Annotated in this window: 19 protein-coding genes; 9 read left to right on the top strand and 10 right to left on the bottom strand. The window is 61.6% G+C overall.

The window, feature by feature from the left end:
• Genes P8A24_RS02175 through P8A24_RS02165 form a run of 3 tightly spaced genes read right to left on the bottom strand, consistent with a single transcriptional unit; the run spans position 1 to position 4,643 of the window.
• Entirely contained in the window at positions 1 to 1,398 is a 1,398-nt protein-coding gene (locus tag P8A24_RS02175; protein ID WP_278059276.1) for a DUF5719 family protein, read from the bottom strand.
• Positions 1,395 to 4,358, bottom strand: a complete 2,964-nt coding sequence (locus tag P8A24_RS02170) for a glycosyltransferase (protein WP_278059274.1) — start codon at positions 4,356 to 4,358, stop codon at positions 1,395 to 1,397. The genes P8A24_RS02175 and P8A24_RS02170 overlap by 4 nt, the downstream gene beginning before the upstream one ends.
• The gene (locus tag P8A24_RS02165) at positions 4,359 to 4,643 is read right to left on the bottom strand and encodes a WhiB family transcriptional regulator (RefSeq protein ID WP_278060164.1); all 285 of its coding nucleotides are present in this window, start codon (positions 4,641 to 4,643) and stop codon (positions 4,359 to 4,361) included.
• A gap of 309 nt (positions 4,644 to 4,952) precedes the next feature.
• On the opposite strand from P8A24_RS02165, the gene P8A24_RS02160 reads away from it, so the two are divergent.
• The 5 genes from P8A24_RS02160 (at position 4,953) to P8A24_RS02140 (ending at position 9,692) form a co-directional block, all read left to right on the top strand.
• The gene (locus tag P8A24_RS02160; RefSeq protein WP_278059272.1) at positions 4,953 to 5,630 is read left to right on the top strand and encodes a TIGR03089 family protein; all 678 of its coding nucleotides are present in this window, start codon (positions 4,953 to 4,955) and stop codon (positions 5,628 to 5,630) included.
• A 73-nt stretch (positions 5,631 to 5,703) separates the two neighbouring features.
• The gene (locus tag P8A24_RS02155; protein WP_278059270.1) at positions 5,704 to 6,855 is read left to right on the top strand and encodes an LCP family protein; all 1,152 of its coding nucleotides are present in this window, start codon (positions 5,704 to 5,706) and stop codon (positions 6,853 to 6,855) included.
• On the top strand, positions 6,855 to 8,168 hold the full coding sequence (locus P8A24_RS02150; RefSeq protein ID WP_278059268.1) for an LCP family protein: 1,314 nt from the start codon (positions 6,855 to 6,857) through the stop codon (positions 8,166 to 8,168). Before P8A24_RS02155 ends, P8A24_RS02150 begins: the two co-directional genes overlap by 1 nt.
• Before the next feature lie 10 nt (positions 8,169 to 8,178).
• Positions 8,179 to 8,640 (top strand): GtrA family protein, encoded by a 462-nt coding sequence (locus P8A24_RS02145; protein ID WP_278059266.1) that lies wholly within the window; start codon positions 8,179 to 8,181, stop codon positions 8,638 to 8,640.
• A 53-nt stretch (positions 8,641 to 8,693) separates the two neighbouring features.
• Positions 8,694 to 9,692 (top strand): LacI family DNA-binding transcriptional regulator, encoded by a 999-nt coding sequence (locus P8A24_RS02140; RefSeq protein ID WP_278059264.1) that lies wholly within the window; start codon positions 8,694 to 8,696, stop codon positions 9,690 to 9,692.
• A gap of 54 nt (positions 9,693 to 9,746) precedes the next feature.
• Here the strand turns inward: P8A24_RS02140 and uidA are convergent, their stop codons facing one another.
• Complete coding sequence (gene uidA / locus P8A24_RS02135; protein WP_278059262.1) at positions 9,747 to 11,528, bottom strand: beta-glucuronidase; 1,782 nt, start codon at positions 11,526 to 11,528, stop codon at positions 9,747 to 9,749.
• A 290-nt stretch (positions 11,529 to 11,818) separates the two neighbouring features.
• Between uidA and P8A24_RS02130 the strand changes: the two genes are divergently transcribed.
• The 4 genes from P8A24_RS02130 to uxaC are packed head-to-tail and all read left to right on the top strand — an operon-like array spanning position 11,819 to position 17,504.
• A complete protein-coding gene (locus P8A24_RS02130) occupies positions 11,819 to 13,339 on the top strand; it encodes an MFS transporter (protein ID WP_278059260.1) in 1,521 nt (506 codons plus the stop codon).
• Positions 13,340 to 13,376: 37 nt separating this feature from the next.
• Entirely contained in the window at positions 13,377 to 15,149 is a 1,773-nt protein-coding gene (locus tag P8A24_RS02125; protein ID WP_278059257.1) for a glycoside hydrolase family 3 protein, read from the top strand.
• Positions 15,150 to 15,158: 9 nt separating this feature from the next.
• Positions 15,159 to 16,055 (top strand): HAD family hydrolase, encoded by an 897-nt coding sequence (locus P8A24_RS02120; protein ID WP_278059255.1) that lies wholly within the window; start codon positions 15,159 to 15,161, stop codon positions 16,053 to 16,055.
• Positions 16,056 to 16,091: 36 nt separating this feature from the next.
• Complete coding sequence (uxaC, locus tag P8A24_RS02115) at positions 16,092 to 17,504, top strand: glucuronate isomerase (RefSeq protein ID WP_278059253.1); 1,413 nt, start codon at positions 16,092 to 16,094, stop codon at positions 17,502 to 17,504.
• 122 nt (positions 17,505 to 17,626) lie between these two features.
• On the opposite strand, the gene P8A24_RS02110 is transcribed toward uxaC, so the two are convergent.
• The 6 genes from P8A24_RS02110 to P8A24_RS02085 form a co-directional block, all read right to left on the bottom strand.
• A complete protein-coding gene (locus tag P8A24_RS02110) occupies positions 17,627 to 19,192 on the bottom strand; it encodes an MFS transporter (RefSeq protein ID WP_278059251.1) in 1,566 nt (521 codons plus the stop codon).
• A 4-nt stretch (positions 19,193 to 19,196) separates the two neighbouring features.
• Positions 19,197 to 20,420 (bottom strand): amidohydrolase, encoded by a 1,224-nt coding sequence (locus tag P8A24_RS02105; RefSeq protein WP_278059248.1) that lies wholly within the window; start codon positions 20,418 to 20,420, stop codon positions 19,197 to 19,199.
• Between the two features lie 137 nt (positions 20,421 to 20,557).
• The gene (locus P8A24_RS02100; protein WP_278059246.1) at positions 20,558 to 21,661 is read right to left on the bottom strand and encodes a sugar kinase; all 1,104 of its coding nucleotides are present in this window, start codon (positions 21,659 to 21,661) and stop codon (positions 20,558 to 20,560) included.
• Positions 21,658 to 22,302 (bottom strand): bifunctional 4-hydroxy-2-oxoglutarate aldolase/2-dehydro-3-deoxy-phosphogluconate aldolase, encoded by a 645-nt coding sequence (locus P8A24_RS02095; protein WP_278060163.1) that lies wholly within the window; start codon positions 22,300 to 22,302, stop codon positions 21,658 to 21,660. Before P8A24_RS02095 ends, P8A24_RS02100 begins: the two co-directional genes overlap by 4 nt.
• Complete coding sequence (locus P8A24_RS02090; protein WP_278059244.1) at positions 22,302 to 23,381, bottom strand: mannonate dehydratase; 1,080 nt, start codon at positions 23,379 to 23,381, stop codon at positions 22,302 to 22,304. The genes P8A24_RS02095 and P8A24_RS02090 overlap by 1 nt, the downstream gene beginning before the upstream one ends.
• Complete coding sequence (locus tag P8A24_RS02085; RefSeq protein ID WP_278059242.1) at positions 23,378 to 25,039, bottom strand: mannitol dehydrogenase family protein; 1,662 nt, start codon at positions 25,037 to 25,039, stop codon at positions 23,378 to 23,380. The genes P8A24_RS02090 and P8A24_RS02085 overlap by 4 nt, the downstream gene beginning before the upstream one ends.
• Between the last annotated feature and the right edge of the window lie 76 nt (positions 25,040 to 25,115).

Raw genomic sequence — 25,115 nt, 5'->3', positions numbered from 1 at the left:
CTAGTTGAGGGTACGCACGTCCAGCGACGCGACGGCGGAGCCCGACGTCGTCAGGGGCACCCAGTCGATTCCGTTCGCGGTTTTTACGGCGACTGCCCCTCGAACCGGCTGATCCGATTCCACGCTCACCGCACTCGCTTTCGCAATATCGACGGTGGTGGCGTGTGTGACCGTCACATCGCGGGTCTCGACAACGGCGCCGTCGGTCCCGTACGTGGTAACTTTCGCCTTCGCCTCACCCACGAGATGGAGCGTTCCGGAGGCGACCGCGGCCGAGCTTGACAGCGCAGGTAACGCAGATGCCCACGCCGTGTCAGTGCCAGCAGTGGCGGTCAACGATGTGCCGACGGCCGCGCTCACGGGAGAATCAGCCTGGACGCGCACGGCATAGTTCCCTGGACGAAGGCCTGTGAGCGTTAAATCGAGAACTCCTCCCGCAACGATGCTGACCTCTTGCGCACCCTCGAGCGGCTTGCTACCGGCGTCGTCGATCGTAGAAACCGAAACTGTGGCTGGGCGGGTGGACGGGTTGACGAGGCGCACCTTCCCGACCCACGCCGGATCCGGGAGGAGAGAATCCCCTTCGGCTGGAACGGAGACGCCAGGGATGACGAGATCTTTTCCGCTCACCGACGGCGAGAGGAAAGCGACGCCGGTAGGCGTGGTGCCATCCAATGCCGAGTTTTGGAGGACGGCGCCGAAGCGGCCCGATTTGGTTGTCAGATGAAGGGCAAGTTCCTCTTTCGTGGGGATCAGGCCGTCGAGGCGGATCTCCTGATAGCCGCCGGGGGCGATCACAACCTGGCTGGAGTCACCCAGGCGAACCGGACCGTTGGCGGAGAATCCTGCAATATCGACCGTGACGGGCGTCAGAGCGGGGTTCGAGAGCATGAGACGGTTCGCGTTGCCGACCGTGCCGGAGCCGCCAACGAGATATGCGTCGGAGGTTCCCCACACGCACGGACTCACTGCCACGCCGCGAAGATCTCCCGCCTGCGCCTCGTGGTACGAAGCGCCTGCGACGACGGTGTTCTCCAGCGATGCTACCGGGAAAGTTGCGCTACCGCGGGCATCGCCGACGCCGAGCTCCGACGTCGTTGGTGAGACCAGGGCGCCGACGGCGAGGCGACGTTGGCCGCTCGCATCGGACCACGTACCTCCCGAAGCGCTCGTGAGAAGCAGGCTGCGGCCAGTGAGCTTTTCATCGACCTTCCCGGCGGAAACTCCAGCCTTCACGCCTGGAGCAACCCCGCCCAAGCACACGAGCGACACCGTGCCGCCGCGGGTGTTGAGCGTGAGTGGATCGATGGGCTTTGCCGATGGACTACTGACTAGGAGCGAACCAGCGGCCGCACCTGAAAGCGCGAGCACCGCGATCGCACTGATGAACTTTTTCATTCGATCACTCCCCGCCGACGCCATAGAGGCAACGCGCCAACCACCGACACCATGACAAGTGCGATCTGGAGGGCAACGAGCATCCGGTGCATCTCGTTGTCGTACATGATTTCCACCGTGCCACGTCCAGGTACCGTCCAAGCGTTCGCCCACGGATCGTCGAGGCGTGCGAGCGGCTCGCCGTCGACCGTGGCAATGAAGTGCGGATCGTTACGCTCCGCAAGGCGGAGCACTCCGCCTGTGGCGTCCACGCGAGCCTTCGCGCTGACCGTTCCTGAAGGTAGCGGGTGATCGTCGAGCATCAGGCGAGACGAGGCACTGCCAACTCTCCAGAAAATGCCAGCGTCCGTCGCGGAGGCGAATTCGAGGCCCGGGTTGGAGCCGAGGTTCGCAAGGAGCCGGTTGCGCAGGGCGAAATCTGACTGTGGGACAAGAACGATGCCGACGGCGTGGCGCGCGAGCACGCCTGCCGCCTCCTGGGAACCAGCCGCAAGATCGGCGACCGCCTGCGAAAGCTCTTTATTCGCTGCATCCGACGCCCGAGCACCCACCCGCGTCTGCTCGCTCATCTCCAGGCCGTCGCGCCGCCACAACTCGGCGCGAACGCCGTCGTCGGTGGCGATGAGAGCGAGAACACGGTTCTTGTACTCGCCGCTCTGCATGGGCGAGGCGATCGCCGGCAGGCGCGAGGCCGCACCGTCAAGGATATCCCCCAGCGGGTGGCGGATCCCCCATGCTGAGATCGTCACGAGCGAGGCGGCCACCAGTGTGAGCGCCATTGCCGCGACCGAGGTGTGCGCAAGCCCAAATGCCCGCGAGCGGCTACGGGTACGAAGCTTGTAACTCCCGCCGAGCACGGCGAGAGTGAGGCCGAGCCACGTCACAGACAGGCCCACCTGCGGGAGGGTGCCTGCGCTGGTCAGCGACGCCGACGTTGGGACCCACACTCCCCTCACCGCAACTGCCAGCGCGGCGAGCGAAAGCCCGAGAGCAACAGCGAGCCAGCCGAAACGCACCGCTTTCCAAGCGAGCCCGCGAAGCACGGCGAAAACTGCGAGCACCACCATGGCAACCGGACCGACATACAGCACCCAGGTGAGGGGATTCGCACCCGGCGAGGCCGTGGCAAAGAAATCAAGAAGGCCGCGCGCAGTCGAAACACGATCCCCACCAGAAAGCGCAGGCGCGCCCGGCGTCGACAGCCACAGTGCGAGCGAACGAACCGGGGCCGCCTCGAGCGCAAGAGCCACCACACTCGCGGCAGGAAGCGCCACCCATAGCCAACGAAGACGCTGCCCGGAACGCGCCACGAGCCCTGCGAAGGAGGCGACCACGAAGGCGAGAACGAACGCTGGAGTAATTGCGCTCAGGAGAGCACCCACTAGGGCGAGGGCGAACACCTGGTTCAATTCACCGTGCCAGGCGCGAACCAGCGCCGACACTGCCAGAGGAAGGAGAACGTGGATCAGGGAAGGGCCCACGAATCCGTAGGTTTGCGATTCGAGGAACGGCGGTGCAGCAACCCACATGAGAGCCGCGATCAGGCGCATCGGCGGGCTCGTGGTGATCGTTCCGGCGCCACGGAACGCAGCCAGCGAGGCGGCGAGCGGGGCAAGCACGTGGAGGAACGTTGCCACGCCTCCCGCACTCGCACCAACAATCGATCCGAGCCATACCAGTGGAATCAGCAAGGCCCAGAATGGATCGAGGCCGCCCGCAGCGCCATCCCCCACCGGGCTCCACCCCGCAACGAGGATCTGCCAGAGTTGGCCTGCCGTATGGGAATCACCCAACAGCGAGCCACCCACGAGAGCGCCCGACGTGAGATTGCGTAGATGGAGCACTGCGATCATCGCAAGGCCGAGCAGGGCGGCGAGCACCCCGTACTTGAATGTGCGGTCTTTGAGATCAGCTCGTGCTTTCAACTCCAATGACGAGGGGCGCTGGGCGAGCATCTGGGCTTCCTCCACCGATCGCTTCGCCTCGCGCCGATACGCGCGTACGTCGCTCGGAGAGTCCTCCAGCTGACGCAGGGCCGCATGTGAAGCCGACGGAAGCTGGGCGCGGCCACGGAGCACGGCTCCGAGCGATCCGAGGATCAGCCCTCCCGCACGCAATTCTGCGAACGCAAACGGTGGCTCCTTCATGGCCAGGCGGAGCAACGCTCGCACAGGAGCGCCAAGGATGTACCCCACCCACATCAGCGGCATCAGCCATGCGGGAGCGGCAATGAGAGCGTTGAGAATTTGGGCCCTGCGCCGGGGCGCGAACGAACGTGGAAGGCTCAGGCGCGCATGGCGTACGACGGCGGAGGGGACAACCACGACGCGGTGCCCTGCGAGGCGCGCACGGCGTGAGAACTCCAGGCCATCCCCAAAGGGGCCGAGATCTAAGCTCAAACCTCCCAGCTCATGCCAGACGCTTGCCCGAACGAGCATGCCTGCTGTGCCCACGCCGAGAACGTCGGAGCGAGAATCGAGCTGGCCCTGATCGCGCTCGTCGTCGATCACTTCGGGAACACGCCGGGCGCTGCGGGTGGCACGAATACCGACCTCGAGCAGATGCTGGCCATCCCAAGCCACTTGCTTCGGGCCGACGATCGCCGTGGCCGGCGAGTGTTCGCCGGAGCGAAGCAAATGATCGAGGGCCTGGGGCTCCGGTGCGGAATCCGCGTGGAGGAGCCAGATCCAGCCTTCACGCCCCACATCTTCAAGGCCGGCATTGACCGCGGCCGAGAAGTTCGGTGCGCCTTGGGCAGAGACGAAGGAAAAATTCGGAAGGGTCTCGTGGGGCTCGGTATCTGCGAGGTCGCGAGCGAGCGGAGCAGTGGTGACTAAAACGGTGGCCGTGGGAAGATGCGTTTGACGCCCCACCGCATCGAGAGTTGTCCGGGCATAACTGAAATCACGGCCGTTGGTAACAACCACGGCCGTGACTTTTTCACGCGACGCAAGGCTCATTTACTGCCCCGCAGCTCGCGCTTTACGCTCACGCGACATGCGCTTGCGATCATTATCCGAAGTGCCACCCCAGATTCCGTGGCGAATATCGTTGGTCACGGCATAGTCCAGACACTCGGCCCGAACAGGACAATTGCGGCAGATCGACGTAGCCGGCGCGGTTGAGCCACCCTTTTCTGGGTAGAAAATATCCGGATCGGTTTGTGCGCAGAGGGCATCTTCCATCCAGGAGAGATCTTCGGCGGGGGTAGCTGTGCCATACCCCAGGTTAAAGATTCCCTCCATCAACCTCTGTGCGGAGCGTGGATCTGTTTCCTCAGTTCGGGCGGCCTGGAGCCGGGCGTGATTCCGTTCCCACATGCGTTGGGCCTCCTTGACTATTTGCTTACCCTATAAATTACACGTGTGTTATCCCCCAAAAGTCAATTCTTTATGAGAAACTCACCCCCGCGATTTTTGCCACTTCCCTCCGGGTTGCGTATCCGACGTCGCCCGTTTCCCAGATCCGGCAGCCGCCTGTTCGCCCGACGCCGAAGAGCGCTGTACGCCCCACGACCTGCGGCTACGCTCGGTACCAGATCGAAAGGACTTCCCATGCATTCCCCGGATTCCCTGTACCAACAGTTGCAGAAAATCGGCACCTCACCCGCCCTCACCGTTTATGGAGAGGACCGGATCGAACTGTCCGGAAAAGTGCTTGCGAACCACATTGCGAAGATCGCGAACTTCCTCGTCGATGAGGTCGAGCTCGAACCAGGCAGCCGCGTCGTACTCGACCTGCCACTTCACTGGAAAACGTTCGCCTGGGCTCTCGCCGCGCTCGTCGCGGGCGGAAACGTTGTGGTTGGGCGCGAGAAGATTGCCGACGCCGAGCCAGGCACCGTCGTCGTCACCTCACGCCCCCACGGCATCGAACTCGATTCAGGCGACACCGTCGTCGCACTCCCCCTCGGCTCTCTTGCACTGTCCTGGGCCGGGGAACTCGACCCCGGGGTGTACGACGGCGCGGCGGACGTGATGTCTTTCCCCGATTCCCTTCTCTTTTCCGGTTTGGGTGACGAATCGAACGCCTCGTTTTATGCGAACGCGGTACCTCACGTCCCTCAAGGCCGGATCGGCCTGGTGTCCCCGTCAGTGATCGAGGCGATTTCCGTTGGCTATTCAACCCTATCGAGCGGCAACTCGCTTGTGATCGTGGGCGCCACCTCGACGGCCGACAGCATCTTCGCCACCGAGCACGCTGAGTCTTTTACCCCACCAGTTCGCATCTGACATGATCGAAACAACAGGCCCATCCATCGCAGGTCGCACACGCGGGACTCGATTTACCAGTAGAGTTGCGTAGGTGAACAGTCTTTCCGAACGTGCAGCTACACATCGTTCCACGAATGGTCGAGCGATCCCGTGGGCACGAAGCCTCGCCCTCGCACTTTTGGCGCTGGTGTTGTTCGTCGGATCCGCCTTCGGCGCGATCTACTACAACCTCGTCTCCTCGATCCAAACACACGATCTCGATTCGTTGGTCAGTAGCGCAAACCGTCCCGTGGCGGAAAACGCAGATAAGAAAAACCGCGCGCTGAATATCCTGATTCTGGGTTCGGATTCACGCGAGGGCTACACCACACACACCGACGTCACCGGAATGCGCGCGGATACAACGATGCTCATGCACATTTCGAAAGACCGCAAGCGCGTGGACGTCGTCTCGATTCCGCGCGATATGCTCGTTCCTATCCCCTCCTGCAATCTTCCCGACGGCTCGAAGAGCACCGCGAAGGAACTGGCAATGTTCAACTCCGCCTTCGCCGTCGGAGGCACCACCGGCGACGTCGGAGCTGCCGCAGCCTGCGCCGTGTCGACTGTGGAACAGATGACGGGAATCTACATTGACGATTACGCCGTGGTGAACTTCAACGGATTCCAAGACATCGTCAACTCACTCGGCGGCGTCGATATTTGCGTGGCTGAACCGATCGACGATAAGGCTGCTCATCTCAAGCTTCCCGCCGGTTGCCAAACTCTCGGCGGCGAAGATGCCCTCGCTCTGGCTCGCGCCCGAAAGTCGATCGGCGACGGCTCAGATATTGGCCGTATCGATCGCCAACAGCAGGTGGTCACCTCGATCATCAATAAGGCGCTCAAGCAAAACTCTGTCTCGGATCTGCCCACCCTCTACCGCACCGTGCAGTCGGTCATCAAGAACCTCGACGTATCAAAGGGCCTGGGCGATATTTCGTTCCTCGCCTCACTCGCCTCGAATCTCACTGGGCTCAAGAGCGATTCGCTCAACTTCTACACGATGCCGTGGGATTGGGCCGGTGCTCGCGTAGTTCCGTCCCCCACCGCCCCACAGGTATGGGAAGCGCTCAAGGCCGATCAGCCCGTTCCGCCGGACGCGCTCACCAAGGCCGCGAAGAACAACGCTATCTCGTCTGCCAATGGCGGCCTCGGAGAGGTTGCCGGTAGCGGCTTCGCGATCCTTAAGGAGAAGAAGTAGTGAGCGATTTTCGTGATCGCCGCGATGAGCGCGGCGACGAACCCGTCGCTCCTCGCCGTCGGCGGCCGAGCGCTCCACGCCGGCGTTCCGCTTTCACCGAGCCGGATCCGAACGTGACGACGCCGGTGCGACAGTCGGCGTCGTCTGCACGTGCCGCTTACCCCACTTCTCGAACGCAGGGCACTTCCTCACGCACTGAGGCCGCTCGTCCCGACGCGACCCGCGTGATGCGCACCAAAGATTTCCATCCCGAGCAGTCCCAGCCGCCGTCGTACGCGCCAGCGGGACACACCCGCCCAGCCCCAGCGCAGGAGGGCACCCGGAGGGCGCCTGCCGCCATGCAACCGAACCGCACCGAGCCACCACTTCCGCCGCGCCCTGCGCCTCGCCGTCGCCGAATGAGCTGGGGCAAGCGGATCGGAATCCTCCTGCTCATGGTCCTGCTCGTGATCGCAGGCTGGGGCACCTTCCTCTACTCCAAGGGAAATGCAGCTTTAGGCCGTAAAGACGCGCTTTCAGGTGCGCCGGATACTCCCGGAACCACGTATCTGATCGTCGGCTCAGACTCGCGCGCAAACTACGCCCCGACGTCGAAGACGAAGGGCCAGCGCTCGGACACGATCATGCTGTTGCAGGTGCCGGATTCTGGGGATCCGTCGCTCATTTCGATTCCGCGCGATTCGCTCGTGGATATCCCCGGGCACGGCATGGGCAAGATCAACTCGGCGTTCTCCCTGGGAGACGCCGCACTGACCGTGAAAACCGTGGAGGGGCTCACCGGGCTCACCGTGGATCACTATCTCGAGATCGGCATGGGTGGGGTGGAGAACCTCACCGACGCTGTCGGTGGAATCAACCTGTGCTGGGACCAGTCGTTTAACGATTCACACGCAGCGCTCACATGGGAAGCCGGCTGCCACGATGTTGACGGTGTGACAGCTTTGAAGTTCTCACGCATGCGCTACTCAGATCCCCTCGGCGATCTCGGGCGCGCGATGCGCCAGCGCCAGGTAGTGTCGAAGATCCTCGCGAAAGCTCTCACCCCAGCGAACGCACTCAACCCGTTCACCCAGTATGCGCTCGTTGGCTCGGTGGGTGAGGTACTCACTGCCGATCGCGATACGTCGCTCATCGACGTCGCGAAGGCGGGGCTGGCGCTCAAAAACGCCACCAACGCGAAAAACATGGGCACTCCCCCGATCGAGGACGCAAACTTCCGCTACGGCACACAGTCCACCGTGAAGCTCGCCGACGACCGCGGGTTCTGGAACAAAGTGCGAGACGGCGAGGTGACTCCGGAGACCTTCAAGTAAGATGAGCTCCGTGCACAACTCTCCAATCGTGAACAAGCTCCTGCGCGGCCAAACATTCGGCCAGTGGCTGGTGGAGTTTATTCAATTCTGCATCGTCGGCCTCGGTAGCTACGTTGTGGATGTGGGCCTGTTCAACCTTCTTGCCTACTCGGGCTGGTTCTTCACGCCCGGCACAGGCCAGTTCGTGTCCAAAACAATCTCGGTATCCGTCTCCGTGATCTTCTCGTGGGTGGTGAACAGGTTCTGGACGTTCGCAGGCAAGTCGGATAAGGACGCGCGCGGCGAACTCGCCGCTTTCGTTGCCGTGAACGTGGGAGGACTGTTGATCGCTCTCGCATGCTTGTGGTTCTCTCGTTACGTTCTCGGGCTAACCAGCCAGCTTGCGGATAATATTTCAGCGAATGTGGTCGGCCTTGTGCTCGGCACCGCGTTCCGTTACGTCGGCTACCGGTACTTCATTTTCACGAAGTAGCGCACCTTCCCCCTCCGGTGGCACACTGGGCTGTAAACACAGAGAGGTGGCAAATGAGCGGCGATAAACGAGCAACGATCTACGACGTGGCGAAGGTGGCAGGAGTGTCGCCCTCCACCGTTTCGCGAGCGTTTTCGAATCCAGCGCGCGTCTCATCCGACACGACGGCGAAGATCTTCGAGGCCGCCCGGGCGCTTGGTTTCCGCCAGTCCGGCTCCTCCTACCCGGCCCACTCCCACCACTCGTCGATTTTGTGCTTCGTGATGGCAGACGTGACGAACCCCGTGTTCGCTACGCTGCTTGAGGGCTTCCAGCGCGCGGCCCACCAGGCGAACTACGGCGTCGTCGTCATCAACTCGGACGAGAACGTGGCGATCGAGGAGAAGACGATCCGCAAAATGTTGCCGCAAGTGGACGGCATCGCGCTGGCGGGCTCGCGCCTCACCCCGGCGGCGATCCTCGCAATCGAGAAGACGAAGCCGTTGGTGCTCCTTAACCGCTTCCTCGACGGACACACGTGCGTGCTGCCCGATACGTCCGGCGGGATCGGGGACGTGTGCCGTTATCTCGCCGAACTCGGGCACAAGGAACTCTTGTACCTGTCCGGACCGAAGCTGTCCTGGGCGAACGGGATGCGCTGGCGCAGCGCGCAGGAAAAGTGCCACGAGTACGGGATCACACTTCGCCACACGCCAAACCTCTCCCCTCGCCTGCTCGGCGGGATCGACGGCGCACACCTGTGGATGCAGCACCCCACCACGGCGGTCCTCGCCTACAACGACATGATGGCGATGGGCTTCATTAAAGAGGTGATGAGCGAGGGGTATTCGGTTCCCGGCGACGTCTCGGTGGTCGGTATCGACGATTCGGTGATGTCCTCGTTCTCCGATCCCACGATCTCCTCGCTGAGCTCCGGCAGCTACGATGTGGGCCGCAAGGCCGCGAAGTCCCTGATCTGGCAGATCGCGAACCACGCCAACCGCGAGCGCAAAACTCTGATCATGCCGATGGAGTTTGCGGAACGCGAATCGACGGGCGAGGCTAAAAAGTAGGGGCTCCGGGGCAGCCACGCACTTTGGCCACCCCGAAGCCCCACGGTGTGCGGGCTAGAAGCCCAGCTTCTCCTGCATAGTGAGCCAGCGCTCGCGCACCTCGTATGCGGCGCGCTTGGGCAGGCGATCACGGGTGAACATTCCCTTCTTGTTCCCTCCCACACGCATGATGCCGGGTGTGGTGAGGAAGTCAGCGAAGTTCCACATCTGCTCGCCGATCACCTCGGGGTAGTCGTCGAACACGCGGTGGTACATGCCGAGCATGTCGGCCTGGAATTCTTCGCTCCACGGGCGGCGGTGGAAGTCGGAAAGCCCGGCGAGGGTGTCAGGCCCGTACTCGGTGAAGATGATGGGCTTGCCCGGGTACTTTTCGATCCACTGGTCGATCTCGGTGCGCAGTGCGGCTTCGGCGTCGGCAAGGTTGCCGGTGTTCACGTACCAGCCGTAGTAGCGGTTGAGCATGACGACGTCGAACAGGTCCATGATCTTTTCCACCGGTGGGGTGGAAAGCATCACGTTCACGTAGCCCACCGGGCGCGTCGGGTCCGCCTCGCGGGCCACTTTCACCAGCGGCTCAAAGTATTCGCGGGAGGCGTCCGTGTTGGTCTCGGGCTCGTTCGCGATGGACCAGATCACCACGGACGGGTGGTTCTTGTCGCGGGCAATGAGCTCGCGGATCTCACGGGCGTGCGCCTGCTGGGTCTGCGCGTTGATGGTGTCCTCGGAGAAGGTGGGCTTTGGCTCGCCGCCGAAGATTCCGCCGCTCAGGCCCGTGTTCATGCCGACGGCCGGCGTTTCGTCGATCACCACGAATCCCATGCGGTCGGCGTAGTCCATCACTTCTTCCGCGTACGGGTAGTGGGAGGTGCGGAACGAGTTCGCTCCCTGCCATTGCATCAGCTCGAAATCGTGAACCATCATCACGTTGTCGTGGCCCTTGCCACGAACGATGTTGTCCTCGTGGCGGCCGTAGCCGCGGAAGTAGAACGGGACGCCGTTGATGAGGAGCCTCGAATCTTTGACTTCGACGGTGCGGATTCCGACGGTCTGGTCGAACACATCCGTATCCGCGGTGATTCGCAGCGTGTAGAGGTAGCCGCGGCCGGGTGCCCACAGGTTGGCGTTTTCCACGCGCAGCTCGCCGGAGGCACCGACGCCGGTGGCGACGCTCGCGCCGTCGGCGTCGAGAAGCACAACAGACACCTCCGAAGCACCGTCTGCAACGACGTCGTAGGTGACGACGCCGGTGGTGCCGTCGACGTCGGTGACCACCGTGACGTCCGAAACGTGCACGTCCGGGCGCGTATAGAGCAGGACCGCCCGATGGAGGCCGCAATAGTTGTAGAAGTCGTGGTAGTAGTTTTGGACGTCGCGCCCGCGCGAATCTTTGGCGACGTAGCCCGGCGGGATTGTCTGCCAGGACAGGCGGTTGTCCACCGCCACCGTCAAGAGGAACTCTTCCTTGCCCTCGATCTGTTCGGTGATGTCAGCCTCGAATGGAAGATAGCCTCCCTCGTGGCGAGCCACCTCGACGCCGTCGACCCACACCACCGCCGAGTGCGTGGCGGAGCCGAAACGCAACACAAAGTGATCGCCGTCGGGCGTGCGCGGAACCACCACGGAACGCTGATACCACAGGTATCCCACGTGGTCGCGCTCGTCGGTATCGAGGGTGACGTCGTTGAAGGAGGAAGGGACGGGCATCGTGCGGGCGCCATCGAGCGGCCCGGCGAACCAGCCTTCGTCGAAGCCGGAATTTGCGGAATCGACGCGGAAGTTCCACACGCCGGAAAGGTCAAAAACGTTGCGGGAACGCGTTGGGGTAATCGACGTCATCGTCATCTCCATCTGTCGTTGCGGATGTTTCCCTCATGTAAACAAATTCTGCCTCAGCGCGTGCAATTGTTGCCAAAAGTTGCGACAGGGGACGAACGGCCCACATGAAGAATGGCGGTATTCCAGAGCTTATTTCGGGACGGCGGAAACTTTTGGCAACAAGAGCGGCGGCGATTTCCCGATGTGGAATTATCGCTAGCACAAGTTACTCAGCAAGGCCGGGAGCAAGGTTGCTCGCAGGCGAGGGTGCCGCGGACGAGGCTGAGACGTGACGTTTAAAGGAGAACATCATGAGCACTCCGCTCCAGACCGCGCGCAAGCGTCCCTTCGGCTTCCGCGACAAGATCGGCTACATGTTTGGCGATTTTGGAAACGACTTTACTTTCATCCTCCAGGTCATGTTCTTCATGGTCTTCTACACCAATGTGGTCGGGGTTTCAGCCGCGCACGTTGGCCTTTTGTTGCTCGTGGCACGAATTCTCGACGCCTTCACCGACGTCGGTATGGGCGTTCTGGTTGACCGCCTGCCGGTTCGTGACGGCGGTACGAAATTCAAGCGCTGGATCAAGTTCATTATGGTTCCGGTAGCAGTGGCCTCTGCGCTCATGTACATGTCCTTCGTTGCAGATTTCGATTCCTACACGGCGAAGGTTGTGTGGATGTGTGCCACCTACTTCCTGTGGGGCTCGATCTTCTACACGGCAATCAATATTCCCTATGGTTCGATGGCATCAGTGATCACAGCCGATTCCGACGAGCGAGCACAGCTCTCCGTCTACCGCTCCACTGGCGCAGCCCTTGCACAGCTCTTCATCGTCTTTGTTCTGCCGTTGGTTGTCTACGTGACGAATGCTGCGGGAGTCTCGGTTCTCGATCCGCAACGCATGATGTGGGGCGGCATTCTGTGCTCCATCGCCGCAGTAATCTGCTACGCCGTGTGCTACGTCTTCTCAGTCGAGCGCATCCAAACTCCCGTTAAGGCAGACACCACCGAGCATGGGCTCGGCGCAATGGCAAAAGCAGTCGTGACAAACCGTGCGCTGGGTGGGCTCATTGCCGCTGCGCTCATCTTGTTGATCGCAAATCTGTTCCTGTCCGGAATGCTCTCGTACTTGTTCCTCAACTACTTCGGCAACGGAAAACTCATTTCCTACACTGGCCTCGTCGGTATCATCCCGTCGCTGGCTCTGATCGTGATTGCCCCGTTGCTGGCGAAGCGCTTCGGCAAAACCGAAGTGTCCATCACAGCAATGTTGATCGGTGGCGCAGTGCTTCTCACCGCCTACTTCATCAAGGTCGAAAGCGTGGTTGTCTGGCTCGTTTTCTATGCCGTCGCGATTTTCATGATCTCGATCTTCAACTACCTCGTATGGGCCTTCATTACTGACGTCATCGACCACCAGGAAGTCACCACCGGCCAGCGCGACGACGCCACCGTGTACGCCGTCTACTCCTGGGCGCGCAAGCTGGGCCAGGCAATCGCTGGCGGCGCAATTGGTTGGGCACTCAGCCTCATTGGCTACTCTGAGACGGCAGCAAAGCAGGGAACTGGTCAAAGCGTTGCCGTCAATGAATCGATCTACATGCTCGCTAACCTCGTGCCCGGAATCTTGTGCGTGGTGGTGGCAGCCGCGCTGTTCTTCCTGTACCCGCTGAAGAAGAGCCGCGTGGAGGAAAACAACCGAATCCTGACCGCTCGCCGTGAGGAGCCTCAGATCCTCGTGGCCGATGTCGCCTCAGATTCGCTCGCGCAGCCGTGCACCTCGGCAACGACAACTCTGACGCCTCATCCCGATGCTCTCAACAACTAAGAAAAGCCCCGCCCGCGTATTGATAAGGAGTAGATCCATGGTTGACTTGACCGCAGCCCCCTACAACCTCTCGGCCGCCGATATCGAGTGGGTTCGCACCACGATCGCCCAAATGAGCGACGAGGAGAAAATCGGCCAGCTGTTCGTGAATATGGGCGCCTCGCGCAGCGAGGAGTACCTCACCGGTGTGCTCGAGAACTACCATATCGGCGCTGTTCGCTATAACCCAGGCACGGCCGAAGAGGTATGGGAACAAAACCATATCCTGCAAACGAAATCACGCATCCCACTCCTGATTGCGGCCAACACCGAGGCCGGCGGGAACGGAGCATGCACGGACGGCACGTACGTAGGCTACGAGGTGAAGATCGGGGCAACGAACAACGCACAATGGGCCTACGAAATGGGCAGGATCTCCGGCGTCGAGGCCTCGGCCATCGGCTGTAACTGGAGCTTCGCACCGATCGTGGACATCATGCGTAACTGGCGCAACCCGATCATCTCGAACCGTTCCTTCTCCTCGGATCCGGATCAGGTGCTCGAACTGTCGCTCGCCTACATGAAGGGCATCATGGAATCGGGGATCCTCCCGGCTGCGAAGCACTTCCCGGGCGACGGCCTCGACGAACGCGACCAGCACCTCTCCGCCTCCGTGAACCACTACTCGGTTCAGGAGTGGGACGCAACGTTCGGAAAGGTCTACAAGGGCCTGATCGACGCCGGCCTGCCTTCCATCATGGCCGGGCACATCATGCAGCCCGCCTACCAGCGCCACTTCAACCCAGGCATGTCCGACGACGATCTACTCCCGGCCACGCTCTCGCACGAGATCCTCACGGACCTCCTGCGAGGGAAGCTCGGATTCAACGGCGTTGTGGTGACTGACGCCTCGCATATGGTGGGCCTGACTGGCGCAATGGCACGCAAGGATCTGCTCCCCGCCGCGATTGCCGCCGGGTGTGACATGTTCCTCTTCTTCAATGATCCCGATGAAGACATGGCCTGGATGCTCGAGGGGTACCGAAGCGGTGTCATCACCGAAGAGCGTCTGACCGAAGCCCTCACGCGAATCCTTGGACTCAAGGCCCGCCTGGGGCTACATCGCACGCCCCGCGAGGAGATCCTTCCACCCAAGGAGGAAGCTCTCGCGTGTATCGGGCTGCCGGAGAACACCGCCGTCGCGCGCCAGGTGGCGGATCACGCGATCACGCTGGTGAAATCCAAGCAGGCCGGCGTCCTCCCGATCTCCCCTACCTCCCATAAGCGCGTGCTCGTGGTGGCGGTCTCCGGCCCGCGCAACCCGATCTCGAAAGCGTTCGGGGGCGGCGGCGAGGCCGGGCACCCAGCCGACGCCGTCGCAGAGTTGCTTCGTCAGCGCGGCTACGAGGTGGAACGCCACGAATCACTCCTGGACAAACTCGAGGCGATGACGCCCGAGGAACAGGCCACGGCCGTGAAGAACGTGTACTCCGGCAAGGCGCCGATCGCTTCGCTCACCGATCGCTGCGATCTGGTGCTGCTCGTGTCCAAGATCGACGGCATGATGCAGCCCACCGAGCGCGTGATGTGGCCGGCGACGAAGGGCACGGTGGATATCCCATGGTATGTGTTCGAAGTGCCAACGATTTACGTCTCCACCGCCACCCCGTACGCGCTGGTGGACGTGCCGCAAGTGAAGACGTACATCAACACCTACGACGACAAGCCGTTTACGCTTGAAGCGCTTGTAGACAAGCTCGAGGGCGCCAGCGAGTTCACGGGCGTGAGCCCGGTGGATGCGTTCTGCGGCAAGATCGACACCCGGATCTGAGGAGGGACTATGAGCATCGACGTGTTGCGCGAGTTCACCCCGCGTCATGAGTTTTTCATCGGCGTGGATTCGGACGGTTGCGCGATCGACCAGATGAACATCAAGCACTACGAATGCTTCGCGCCGGCCTATATTAAGGCGTTTGACCTGCAGCCGATCTCCACGATCGCGCGCGAAACCGCGATCTTCATGAATCTGCATTCGGGCTACCGCGGCATCAACCGTTGGAGCGGCCTGGCGCTGTTCTTCGATTTGCTCAAGGACCGCCCGGAGGTGGCACGCTCCGGGGTGCGGCTTCCCGACGGCGATGCGCTGCATGCGTTCGTCGCCTCCGGTTTGCCACTATCAGAGGCTGGGCTGCGCCAGTTCATGGCCGACCATCCGGATCCTGAACTGGAAACGTGCCTCGAGTGGGGCCGGATCGTCAACGAGCTGGCCTCCTGGATGGTTCACAACACTCAGCCGTTCCCTGGCGTTCGCGAGGCGATGGCCCGGATGGCCGAGGTTGCGGACACGATGGTGGTGTCGGCGGCGTCGCTGGCGATGCTTCACCACGAGTGGGCCGAGCACGATCTCGCACAGTACGTGGAGGTGATCGCCGGCCAGGAGATGGGCACGAAGCTCGAGCACCTCACCGCGGCCGCCGTCGGGAAGTACGCTCCCGAACGCATCCTGCTCCTGGGAGACGCTCCGGGCGACGGTCGCGCAGCTGCCGCCGCTGGGGCGCTGTGGTACCCCATCAACCCTGGCCACGAAGCTGAATCCTGGGAACGGTTACGCACCGAAGCACTGCCGAAGTTCCTCGACGGCACTTTTGCGGGAGCCTACCAGGAGGCCTTGATCGAGGACTATTCGCGCCTGCTGCCCACTACTCCCCCGTGGCCCACGATGTCTTCTCAAGAATGAAACCGGCACAGTACCGCCATTGAAAAAGGAATCATCATGCCAACTCCACATCCAGATCGCTATTTCGCTTCCGACCCGACGCAGCGCGAGATCGCGCGCGAGCTGTACGCCGCCGCAAACGAACACCCGATCATTTCCCCGCATGGCCACGTCCCTCCGGAATGGCTGGCCGAGAACACGCCGTTCACGGATCCCACCTCGATGCTCCTGACTCCCGACCACTACACGAACCGGATCCTGCACGGCGTGGCGGGCGTGGATCTCGCCGACCTTGGCGTGCCGGTGGGTAGCCCGATGACGCCCGAGAAATCACGCGCTGCCTGGCGGCTGCTGTGCGAGAACTGGTGGGCGTTCCGGGGCACCGCCGTGGCCGGCTGGCTGGCCAGCGAGCTCTCGGACGTGTTCGGGATCGAGGTGACTCCGTCGGGTCAGACTGCCGACGCGATCTACGACTCGATCGCCGAGTGCCTCGCGAGCGACGAGTTCCGCCCGCGCGCACTGTACGAGCGCTTCAACCTGGCCGTGCTCGCGACGACGGACGATCCTGTATCCGACCTGCGTCACCATGGCGCGCTCGCGGCGGACCCGACGTGGAGCGGGCGCGTCATCCCCACGTTCCGCCCGGATGCCTACCTCGAGCCGGTGCGCGCCGACTGGCTGGCGCTCACCGAGGCGCTCGGCGAGGCCGCCGACCAGGACGTGTCCACCTACGCCGGGCACGTGGAGGCGATGCGACTGCGTCGCCGGTTCTTCAAGGACATGGGAGCGGTCTCCTCCGACCACTCCCACCGCGACCCGGGCACCGCGCGCCTGACCGATGCCGAGGCCGAGCGCCTGTACCAGCTCGCCCTCTCGGGCCGCATCTGCCCCGACGACGCCGACCGGTTGCGCCGCCACATGGTCAACGACCAGGCGCGCCTCGCGTGCGAGGACGGCCTGATCATGACGTTCCACCCGGCAGTTGCCCGTAATCACGACCCGAAGGCATTCGCGCGCCTCGGCGCCGACGTCGGGGGCGATATCCCCATGGAAACCGAATTTACGAATAACCTCGCTCCCATGCTCGCCGAATACGGCGACCAGCCGAACTTCCAGGTCGTGTTGTTCACGATGGACCAGGACGTGTACCAGCGCGAACTCGCCCCGCTCGCCGGGTACTACCCAGGCGTGTACGTGGGAGCGCCCTGGTGGTTCCTCGACGAGCCCGATGCAATCCTGCGATACCGCGAACAGGTGACCCCCTACGCCACTTTCTACAAGACGTCCGGGATGATCGACGACACCCGTGCCTTCGCATCGATCCCGGCACGCCACGACGTCGCCCGGCGGATTGACGCCCGCTACCTCGCGCGGCTCGTGGCCGAGCATCGCCTCAGCCTCGAAGAAGCGCGGGAGGTCGCCGTCGACCTCGTGACAACAATTCCAACTCGAGCATTCAAGCTCAGCTAACAGGGGGCCACAACCCCATCACTATCGGTGTAATCCACTTGGGGCAATCTGGGTCTGTGTTCTGAGTATCGATTGAGAGGAATGCGGCGAGGGAATCCTCGCCGCATTCCTTTATGCAACTCTCACGACTTCGACTTTTCTTCCTTTGGAACAGTCGCAACAATCGACACGATTGCAATGAGTGTGAGACAGATATTCACGAGCATCACAACCATTCCTGCGAAACGCAATGAGGTATTGTCCTGTACACCAGTCATCGTCAAGGCGTACGTCACTCCGTTCTCTCCTCCCTTCAACGCGTTGAAGATCGTCAGCGAGATCGCCAAGCCGATTGCCCCGCCAAGGGACGATGCCATCTTGTAAATTCCCGAGCCGGCTCCCGCTTTTTCCGGAGGCAGATTAGAGAGCGCCGCGTCGGTCGAAGGCGTTGCATAGAATGCCAAGCCCAAACCGAAAAGCGCGTAACCAATAACTGCGAGCACTTGGTATGTTCCGAGCCCAACAAAAGTGGGCGTCAGGAACAGACCAGACAAAATGACAATGAGGGATCCCCAGATCATCGGCTTGCGCGCTCCGTATCGCTGGAGCAGTTTCTCCCCCACGCGAATAAAGCCGATAATCATGATCGCATATCCCAGTGTCAGCAAGCCCGCGTCCCACGTTGACAGCCACTGATCATTGATTCCGTCACCATTTGCATCCACAAAATTGGTTCGGCACAGTTGCGAGGCACAGTCCTCAAGGGTGCGTGCACGTGCACCGAGGAGCACAAGCTGTGAGACGTTGAGGATACCGATCGTCGCATTGATCATGAAGTTTGAAATCGTGGCACCCGTGAATGTTTTGTTCTCAAAGAGTGAGAAATCAATAAAAGGGTTGGAAACCTTATTTTCCCACCACACGAAAATCCCAGTGCTGACCACTGCGAGGGAGAAAAGCGCCACCGTGGCCGGACTTGCCCAGCCACCTCCGGGCATCTTGGCACCAAAAATGAGCGCAACCATGAGTCCAAGGAGCCCAACCATGAAGATACCCATTCCCACACCATCGAAAGCTTTACGCTCCACGCGATCTGCTTGAGATTCCGGGGTCCCCCAGATCATGGCGAAAGAAATCACGCTGACAATCGCAGAGATGATGTAGATCCAGGACCAGTCGAGCCGCTGAGAAACAAAACCACCGAAAATCGCTGAGAGCCCGGAGCCACCCCACGATCCGATGGACCACATTGACACCGCTCGTTGGCGTCCTGCCCCATCCCAATACGTCTTCAGTAACGCCATCGTCGCGGGCATAATACAGGCGGTGGAAATACCTTGCAGAGCGCGCCCAATCAGCATGAAGGGGATTGCCACCGCTCCAGCAGAGAATGCGACAAGTAGCGAACCGAGAGCGCCGATCGCAATACCCCACAACGTCACTTTCACGCGGCCGATCCGATCAGCCAGCCCTCCCGCAAGCACGATGAAAAGTCCAGAGAACAAACCTGCCAGTGGAGCAGCGAGTGAAACGATTGCTTCGGAGATGTGGGCAGTTCCAATAGATTGGACAACCACGCTCACAAGGTTGCCCAATGCACCTGCAAAGAGCCAGTAGGTGAGAACAGCCAGGACGATGCCCCACAAAAGCCGCTCTGTTCCCTGGTACGTGGTGCCCGACGTCGGCTGCGAAGTGTTCTTTGATGCCATTATTTTACTTTCCAAGATAGGCGAGCGCAGCTACCGTCGCGGCAGCGGCCCCAGTTTCGAGAGTCGGATGAAGTGTCGGCGCGAAATGCGGATTGTGATTCGGGTACACCTCGTCACCTTCCGCGAAACCGCCAAGCCCCCAGTAACAGTAGGGGCTACCGAAAGCGTCAGGGATTGTGGAAAAATCTTCCGAGGCAGTGATTGGATCGAGATGCTCCACACGGTGCTCGCCAAAGGCAGCGACAAACGCTTCACGGATTGTGGCCTCAACGCCTGGGTCGTTGTTCGTGAGTGGGAACTCATCGTAGATTTCGATCACAGGATCATGCGCACGCGACGCCTCACATTCTGCCTTGACGATCCTCTCGATCGCCGCGATGATCTGCGCGCGGGTCTCATTTGAGTATGCTCGCACATTGAGTAGAAGTTCAGCACTGGAGGGAATAACGTTCGCAGCAGTGCCGGAATGTAATGCGCCCACCGTCACTACTCCGAATTCACTCGGAGCGATTTCACGAGAAACAATTCCTTGGAGGCGCATCACAATCGAGGAAGCGAGCACCACCGGATCCACACCAAGGTGTGGCATAGAACCATGGCTTCCGCGCCCATTGAGAACAATCCGTACCGATGCCGCAGTTGAGAGCACCGGGCCGGCAGCTGTGCCCACGTGACCTGCACACGGGACCGTCAAGACATGCTGAGAAAGCGCAACATCGAGCCGCCCCTGCTCTGTACGCTCAAGGACATATTCAACCAACCCATCGGCAACCATCGCTTTGGCACCCTCAGCTGTTTCTTCGCCTGGTTGGAACAGCGCAACATATGTCCCGCTCCAGACGTTCGTGTGTTCCGAAAGGAAACGTGCGACTCCAAGACCCGCAGTCATGTGGAAGTCATGTCCACACGCGTGCATTGCAGGAACTGAATTTCCTTCTCTGTTCTTGCGCATTATGTCGGAGGCGTATGGAAGACCAGATTCTTCTTTCACCGGTAATCCATCCATGTCGGCCCTGTAGAGCACACTCGGGCCACTGCCATTGCTCAGAATTCCAACGATTCCGCCACCAATTTTGGCGACTTCGAAACCATATTCTTCAAGGTGCGCACCGATGAAGCGCGCTGTATCTCCCTCTTGCATCGAAAGCTCAGGATTTCGGTGCAAATGCAGATAAATGTTCTCGAGGTCGCTTGTGTATCCCTCAAGAATCGACACGACGTCGTGCATATTTCTCCTTTGTTTACGGTCACAGCAATTATGCGACTACAAATCACGCATGCGAAATAGTTTCCATAAGTTTCCAGTAATAAAAAGCGAAGGGTTTGCGACACTTTCGCAAACCCTTCACCTGATAACCAAGTCGATTAGCGCTTAACGCGCGCAGACCCACCCTTCATCACGTTCTCGATCTCCTCGAGGGACGCCATCGAGGTATCGCCTGGCGTGGTCATCGCGAGCGCGCCGTGAGCGGCGCCGTAGTTGACGGCCTTGTCAATATCGCCCGTCTCCATCAGCCCGTAAATCAGGCCGGAGGCAAAGGAATCGCCGCCACCCACGCGATCGAGGATCTCCAGCCCGTCACGCTGGATCGCCTGAACGAAGCCCTGGCCACGCATCCAAGCAACCGCTCCCCAATCGTTCACTGTGGCGGTGCGCACCTGGCGCATCGTGGTGCCAATCGCCGCGAAGTTTGGGAACTGCTCGGCAACCTGGTCAATCATTGCGCGGAAGGACTCCACCTCGAGATTGTCGAGGTTCTCGTTCACGCCCTCCACCTCGAAGCCGAGCGACGCCGTGAAATCCTCCTCGTTGCCGATCATCACGTCCACGTACTGCGCGAGCTCGCGGTTGACTTCCTGGCAGCGTGCCTGCCCGCCGTGGCTCTTCCACAGCGACGGACGATAGTTCAGATCGTAGGAGACGACCGTGCCATGCTTCTTCGCGGCTTGCATCGCGGCCTTCGCCGTCGCCGCCGACTCGTCAGACAGTGCAGCGTAGATGCCACCCGTGTGGAACCAACGCACGCCGAGCTCTCCGAACAGGTACTCCCAGTCGATATCCTCGGGGCGCATCTGCATCGCCGCAGTGTTGCCACGATCATTGTTGCCCACCGCGCCGCGGATCCCGAACCCACGCTCGGTGAAGTTCAGCCCGTTGCGCACCTCTCGCCCAACACCGTCGGACTCCACCCACTGAATGAAGCGTGTGTCCACGCCACCCTGGAGGATCAGATCCTCGACGAGGCGTCCCACCTCGTCCTTCACCAGCGCTGTGACAACGGCGGCACGCTTACCAAACGCTCGACGTAGCCCGCGAGCTACATTGTATTCACCGCCGCCCTCGCTCGCTCGGAACGAGCGAGCCGTGCGAATGCGCCCCTCGCCCGGGTCGAGACGGAGCATCACCTCGCCGAGAGAGACAATGTCGTAGGCCGTCTCCTTCTCGGACTTGATCGCCAATGCGCTCATCGCCGGATCTCCTTCACTTTCTCGCTCGCCTCACGCGAAAGACGCGTGATTTCCTCAAACTCGCCGCCACCGATCAGGGCACGGCCCACCATCCACGATCCGGAAACCGACGCGATCGCCGGATCCGCCAGCCACTCACCCATGTTCGCCAGCTTCACTCCGCCGGACGGCACGAACGCCGTGTGTGGGAACGGACCACGCAACGCCTTCACCATCGGCAGGCCACCAGCCTCGCCGCCAGGGAAAAACTTCACCGCCGTCGCACCCCACTCGAGGGCCATCATGATCTCGGTGGCTGTCTGGACGCCCGGGAGATACGGGATGTTACGCTCGGCCGCCACCTCGGCGACGCCGGCGCTCCAACCCGGCGAGACGAAGAACTTCGCTCCGCACTCGGCAGCCTGCTCGGCTTGCGCCCGGTTCAGAACCGTTCCGGCGCCCACCGTCATTCCCTCGACGCCGGCCATCGCGGCGATCGCCTCGGGCGCGGCATCCGTACGGAACGTCACCTCGGCGCAACCAATCCCGCCCGCAACAAGCGCTTGAGCAGTCGCAACAGCCGCACCGGCGTCGTCGATCACGACAACCGGAACGATCGGGTTCTCCCTCAAAAACGGGAGCGCATCGGGAATCCGGCCCATCACGCACGCTCCTTCATCTTTGTCACGGCCTCGAACAGGCCCACCAGGTAGGTGGCGCCGAGCGCGCGATCGTACAGCGGGTAGCCGGGGCGGCCCGTCTCGCCCCAGATCATGCGGCCGTGGTCCGGACGAACCGCCACATCCGGGTTCGTATCGTAGATCGCCTCCATGACGGCGAACATGTCCAGGTTGCCGGTGTCGGAGGGGTGCGGAGCCTCGGTGAAAATGCGATCGCCGAGGTACTTCACGTTACGCACGTGCGCCGCGTTCATCAGCCCACGCTCGCCGAACTCGCGGAAAATCGCCGGCACATCGTTGGCCGGATTCGATCCGAGCGAGCCCGAGCAGATGCAGAAGCCGTTGTAGGTGGAATCGTAGAGATTGGCGATAATGTCCATGTCGTCACGGCTCGTGTAGATGCGCGGCAGGCCGAACAGATCCCAGGCCGGATCGTCCGGATGGCAGGCCATCTTGATCCCCACCTTCTCGGCCGTGGGGATCACGCCCTCAAGGAAGTAGCGGAAGTTATCGCGCAACTTCGCGTGGTCGATGTCCTGGTAGATCTTCATCACTTCGTCCAGGCGTTCCAAACGCTCCGGCTCCCAACCGGGCAGGGTGAGCCCGCCCGATTCCTTCGCCGTATTCTCCACAATGTCGCGCGGGGTCATGCCCTGGATGTCGGCGTCGTTGTAGTACAGGGCGGTGGCGCCGTCCTCATGTTCGTAGGCGAGCTCTGTGCGCAGCCAATCGAACACCGGCATGAAGTTGTAAATCACGGTTTTGATACCGTACTTCGCCAGGTTCTCCAAGGATTTGTTGTAGTTCTCAATGTACTGATCGCGGGTGGACAGGCCCATCTTGATGTCCTCATGCACGTTCACGGACTCGATCACTTCGAGTTCCAGGCCCGCACCACGCACCTGGTCGACCAGCTTCTTAATCTCCGCCTCTTCCCAGACCTCGCCGGCCTGGTACTGCGAGAGCACCCCAAACACGCCGGTCATGCCCGGGATCTGCTTGATGTACTGCAGTGGGATCGGGTCGTATCCTTCGCCATACCAGCGGAAGCTCATCTTCATGCGTTCATCTCCTCGTTCAGAGTGGCGCGCACAGCGCCGGGTTTCGTGATCATGCGTGCGAACAGGGCTTCCGCCTTGGCCGCGAGCGGGGTTTCGTAGAGGTTCACCCCGAAAATCGTTGGGTTGGACAAGAGGGGCTCGAGGGCGGCGTGCACGTCGACGTCGGTGGCGCGAGGCGCGTCGGGAGTTTCCGTTGCGTCGTCGGTTCCTTCCTCGTCGGCGCCGCCGAGCGCGACGCCGGAGAGCAACTCCATCAGTTCCTCCAGGAGCGGGTCGCTCGGCATTGCCATGGGTGCGCCGTCGTCGGCCACACCCATGAGGTAGCGCGCCCACAGTGCGAATACCAGCGGAATTACCTCAAGATCGTCGAGGTTGAGCCCGCGGTCAATGTACTTTTTAATCGTCTCGCCGTAGCGGATCGGGAGCTTTTGCGAGGTGTCCATCGCGATGCGTTGCGGCTGATCCGGGAGGAACCGGTTGGGGAAACGCACCTCGAGCACTTCGCGCAGGAAGTCGGCGGGGGCCACGATGCCTGGGTCGGTGACCACGGGCAGGCCCTCATCGTATCCGAGGCGGCGCACCATCTCGGCCAGCGCGCCGTCGCGCATCTCGGCGTCGATCGTGGGGTAACCGAGTAGCGTGCCGGAGATCGCGAGCGCGGTGTGGAGCGGGTTGAGGCAGGTAGTGACCTTCATGTTCTCGAAGTCGTCGCACACCTGGCGGTCCACGATCGCGGCGCCGTATTCCTCGAGCGGCGGTCGGGGGGCCGCGAACTTGTCCTCGATGATCAGGTATTCGGTGGGTTCACCGTTGACGAAGCCGGCCAGAGGGGTGCCGAAGGGCGCCTCGAGGCCCATGTCAGTGAATCCGAGCTCGGCCAGGTCAGTGGCGATTTTCTCGGACGGGCGTGGCGTGATCTTGTCGATCACGGAGATCGGGAACGCCACGCGTGTATCGTCCGCGACGTAGTCCACGAACTCGGCGGGGACGCTGCCGGCTGCCTCCCAGCCGCGCGCGATCGTGAGGATCGAATCGCGCAACTTATCGCCATTGTGGGAGAAGTTATCGGTGGAAAGCATCGTGATCGGCGTGGCTCCGGCGTTAAAACGCGCGTAGAGCGCCCCCGCCACGAGGACCATCGTGTGAGGATGGTAGGCGAGCGGATCGGCTTCGAACGCCTCGCGCACCGCCTCCTGCAGCTCGCCGCGAGAATCGTGTATCGCGTAGCCTTTCTCCGTCACCGTGAAGGAGCACAGCGTGACCGACGGCGCCTCCATCAGCTCGACGAAGCGGGCGAAGCCCTCCTCGCGGCGGGTGGCGACGGCCTCGGAGAGGCCCGCGATCACGTCGAGATCGCGGCTGCCATCCGGGTTCAGCGTCACCCCCAGGGTGAGAAGATCGTGGGCGGCGAGCTGCACGTCCAACTCTTCGGCTTGCATCGGGAGCACGCCCGCGATCGGCCAAAATTCACCGTTCGCGATCATGTCGTGTGCAATACGTGCTAGAAAAATACGGAAAATGTTGCCTGGGCCGATGTGCACCCAGCGCGGATTTTCTTTCCCCTGTTGCTGCATGGTTGCAACATCGAAGCTCGGCACGGACACTCCCGCTGCCTCGTACTTCGCGCGCTCCGCAAGTCCATTGATTGTTAGTTTCATCCGGTCCTCATTGACTTCCTTGCCGAATCCACATCGGCCTGTTACGTCAATCTTCTCGAGGAGCCAGGAATGCGAC

This window comes from Arcanobacterium wilhelmae (genome assembly GCF_029632765.1).
GTDB classification, from domain to species: domain Bacteria; phylum Actinomycetota; class Actinomycetes; order Actinomycetales; family Actinomycetaceae; genus Arcanobacterium; species Arcanobacterium wilhelmae.
The sequence above is the reverse complement of the archived record's forward strand: the minus strand, read 5'-3'. Positions and strand labels throughout refer to the sequence as shown.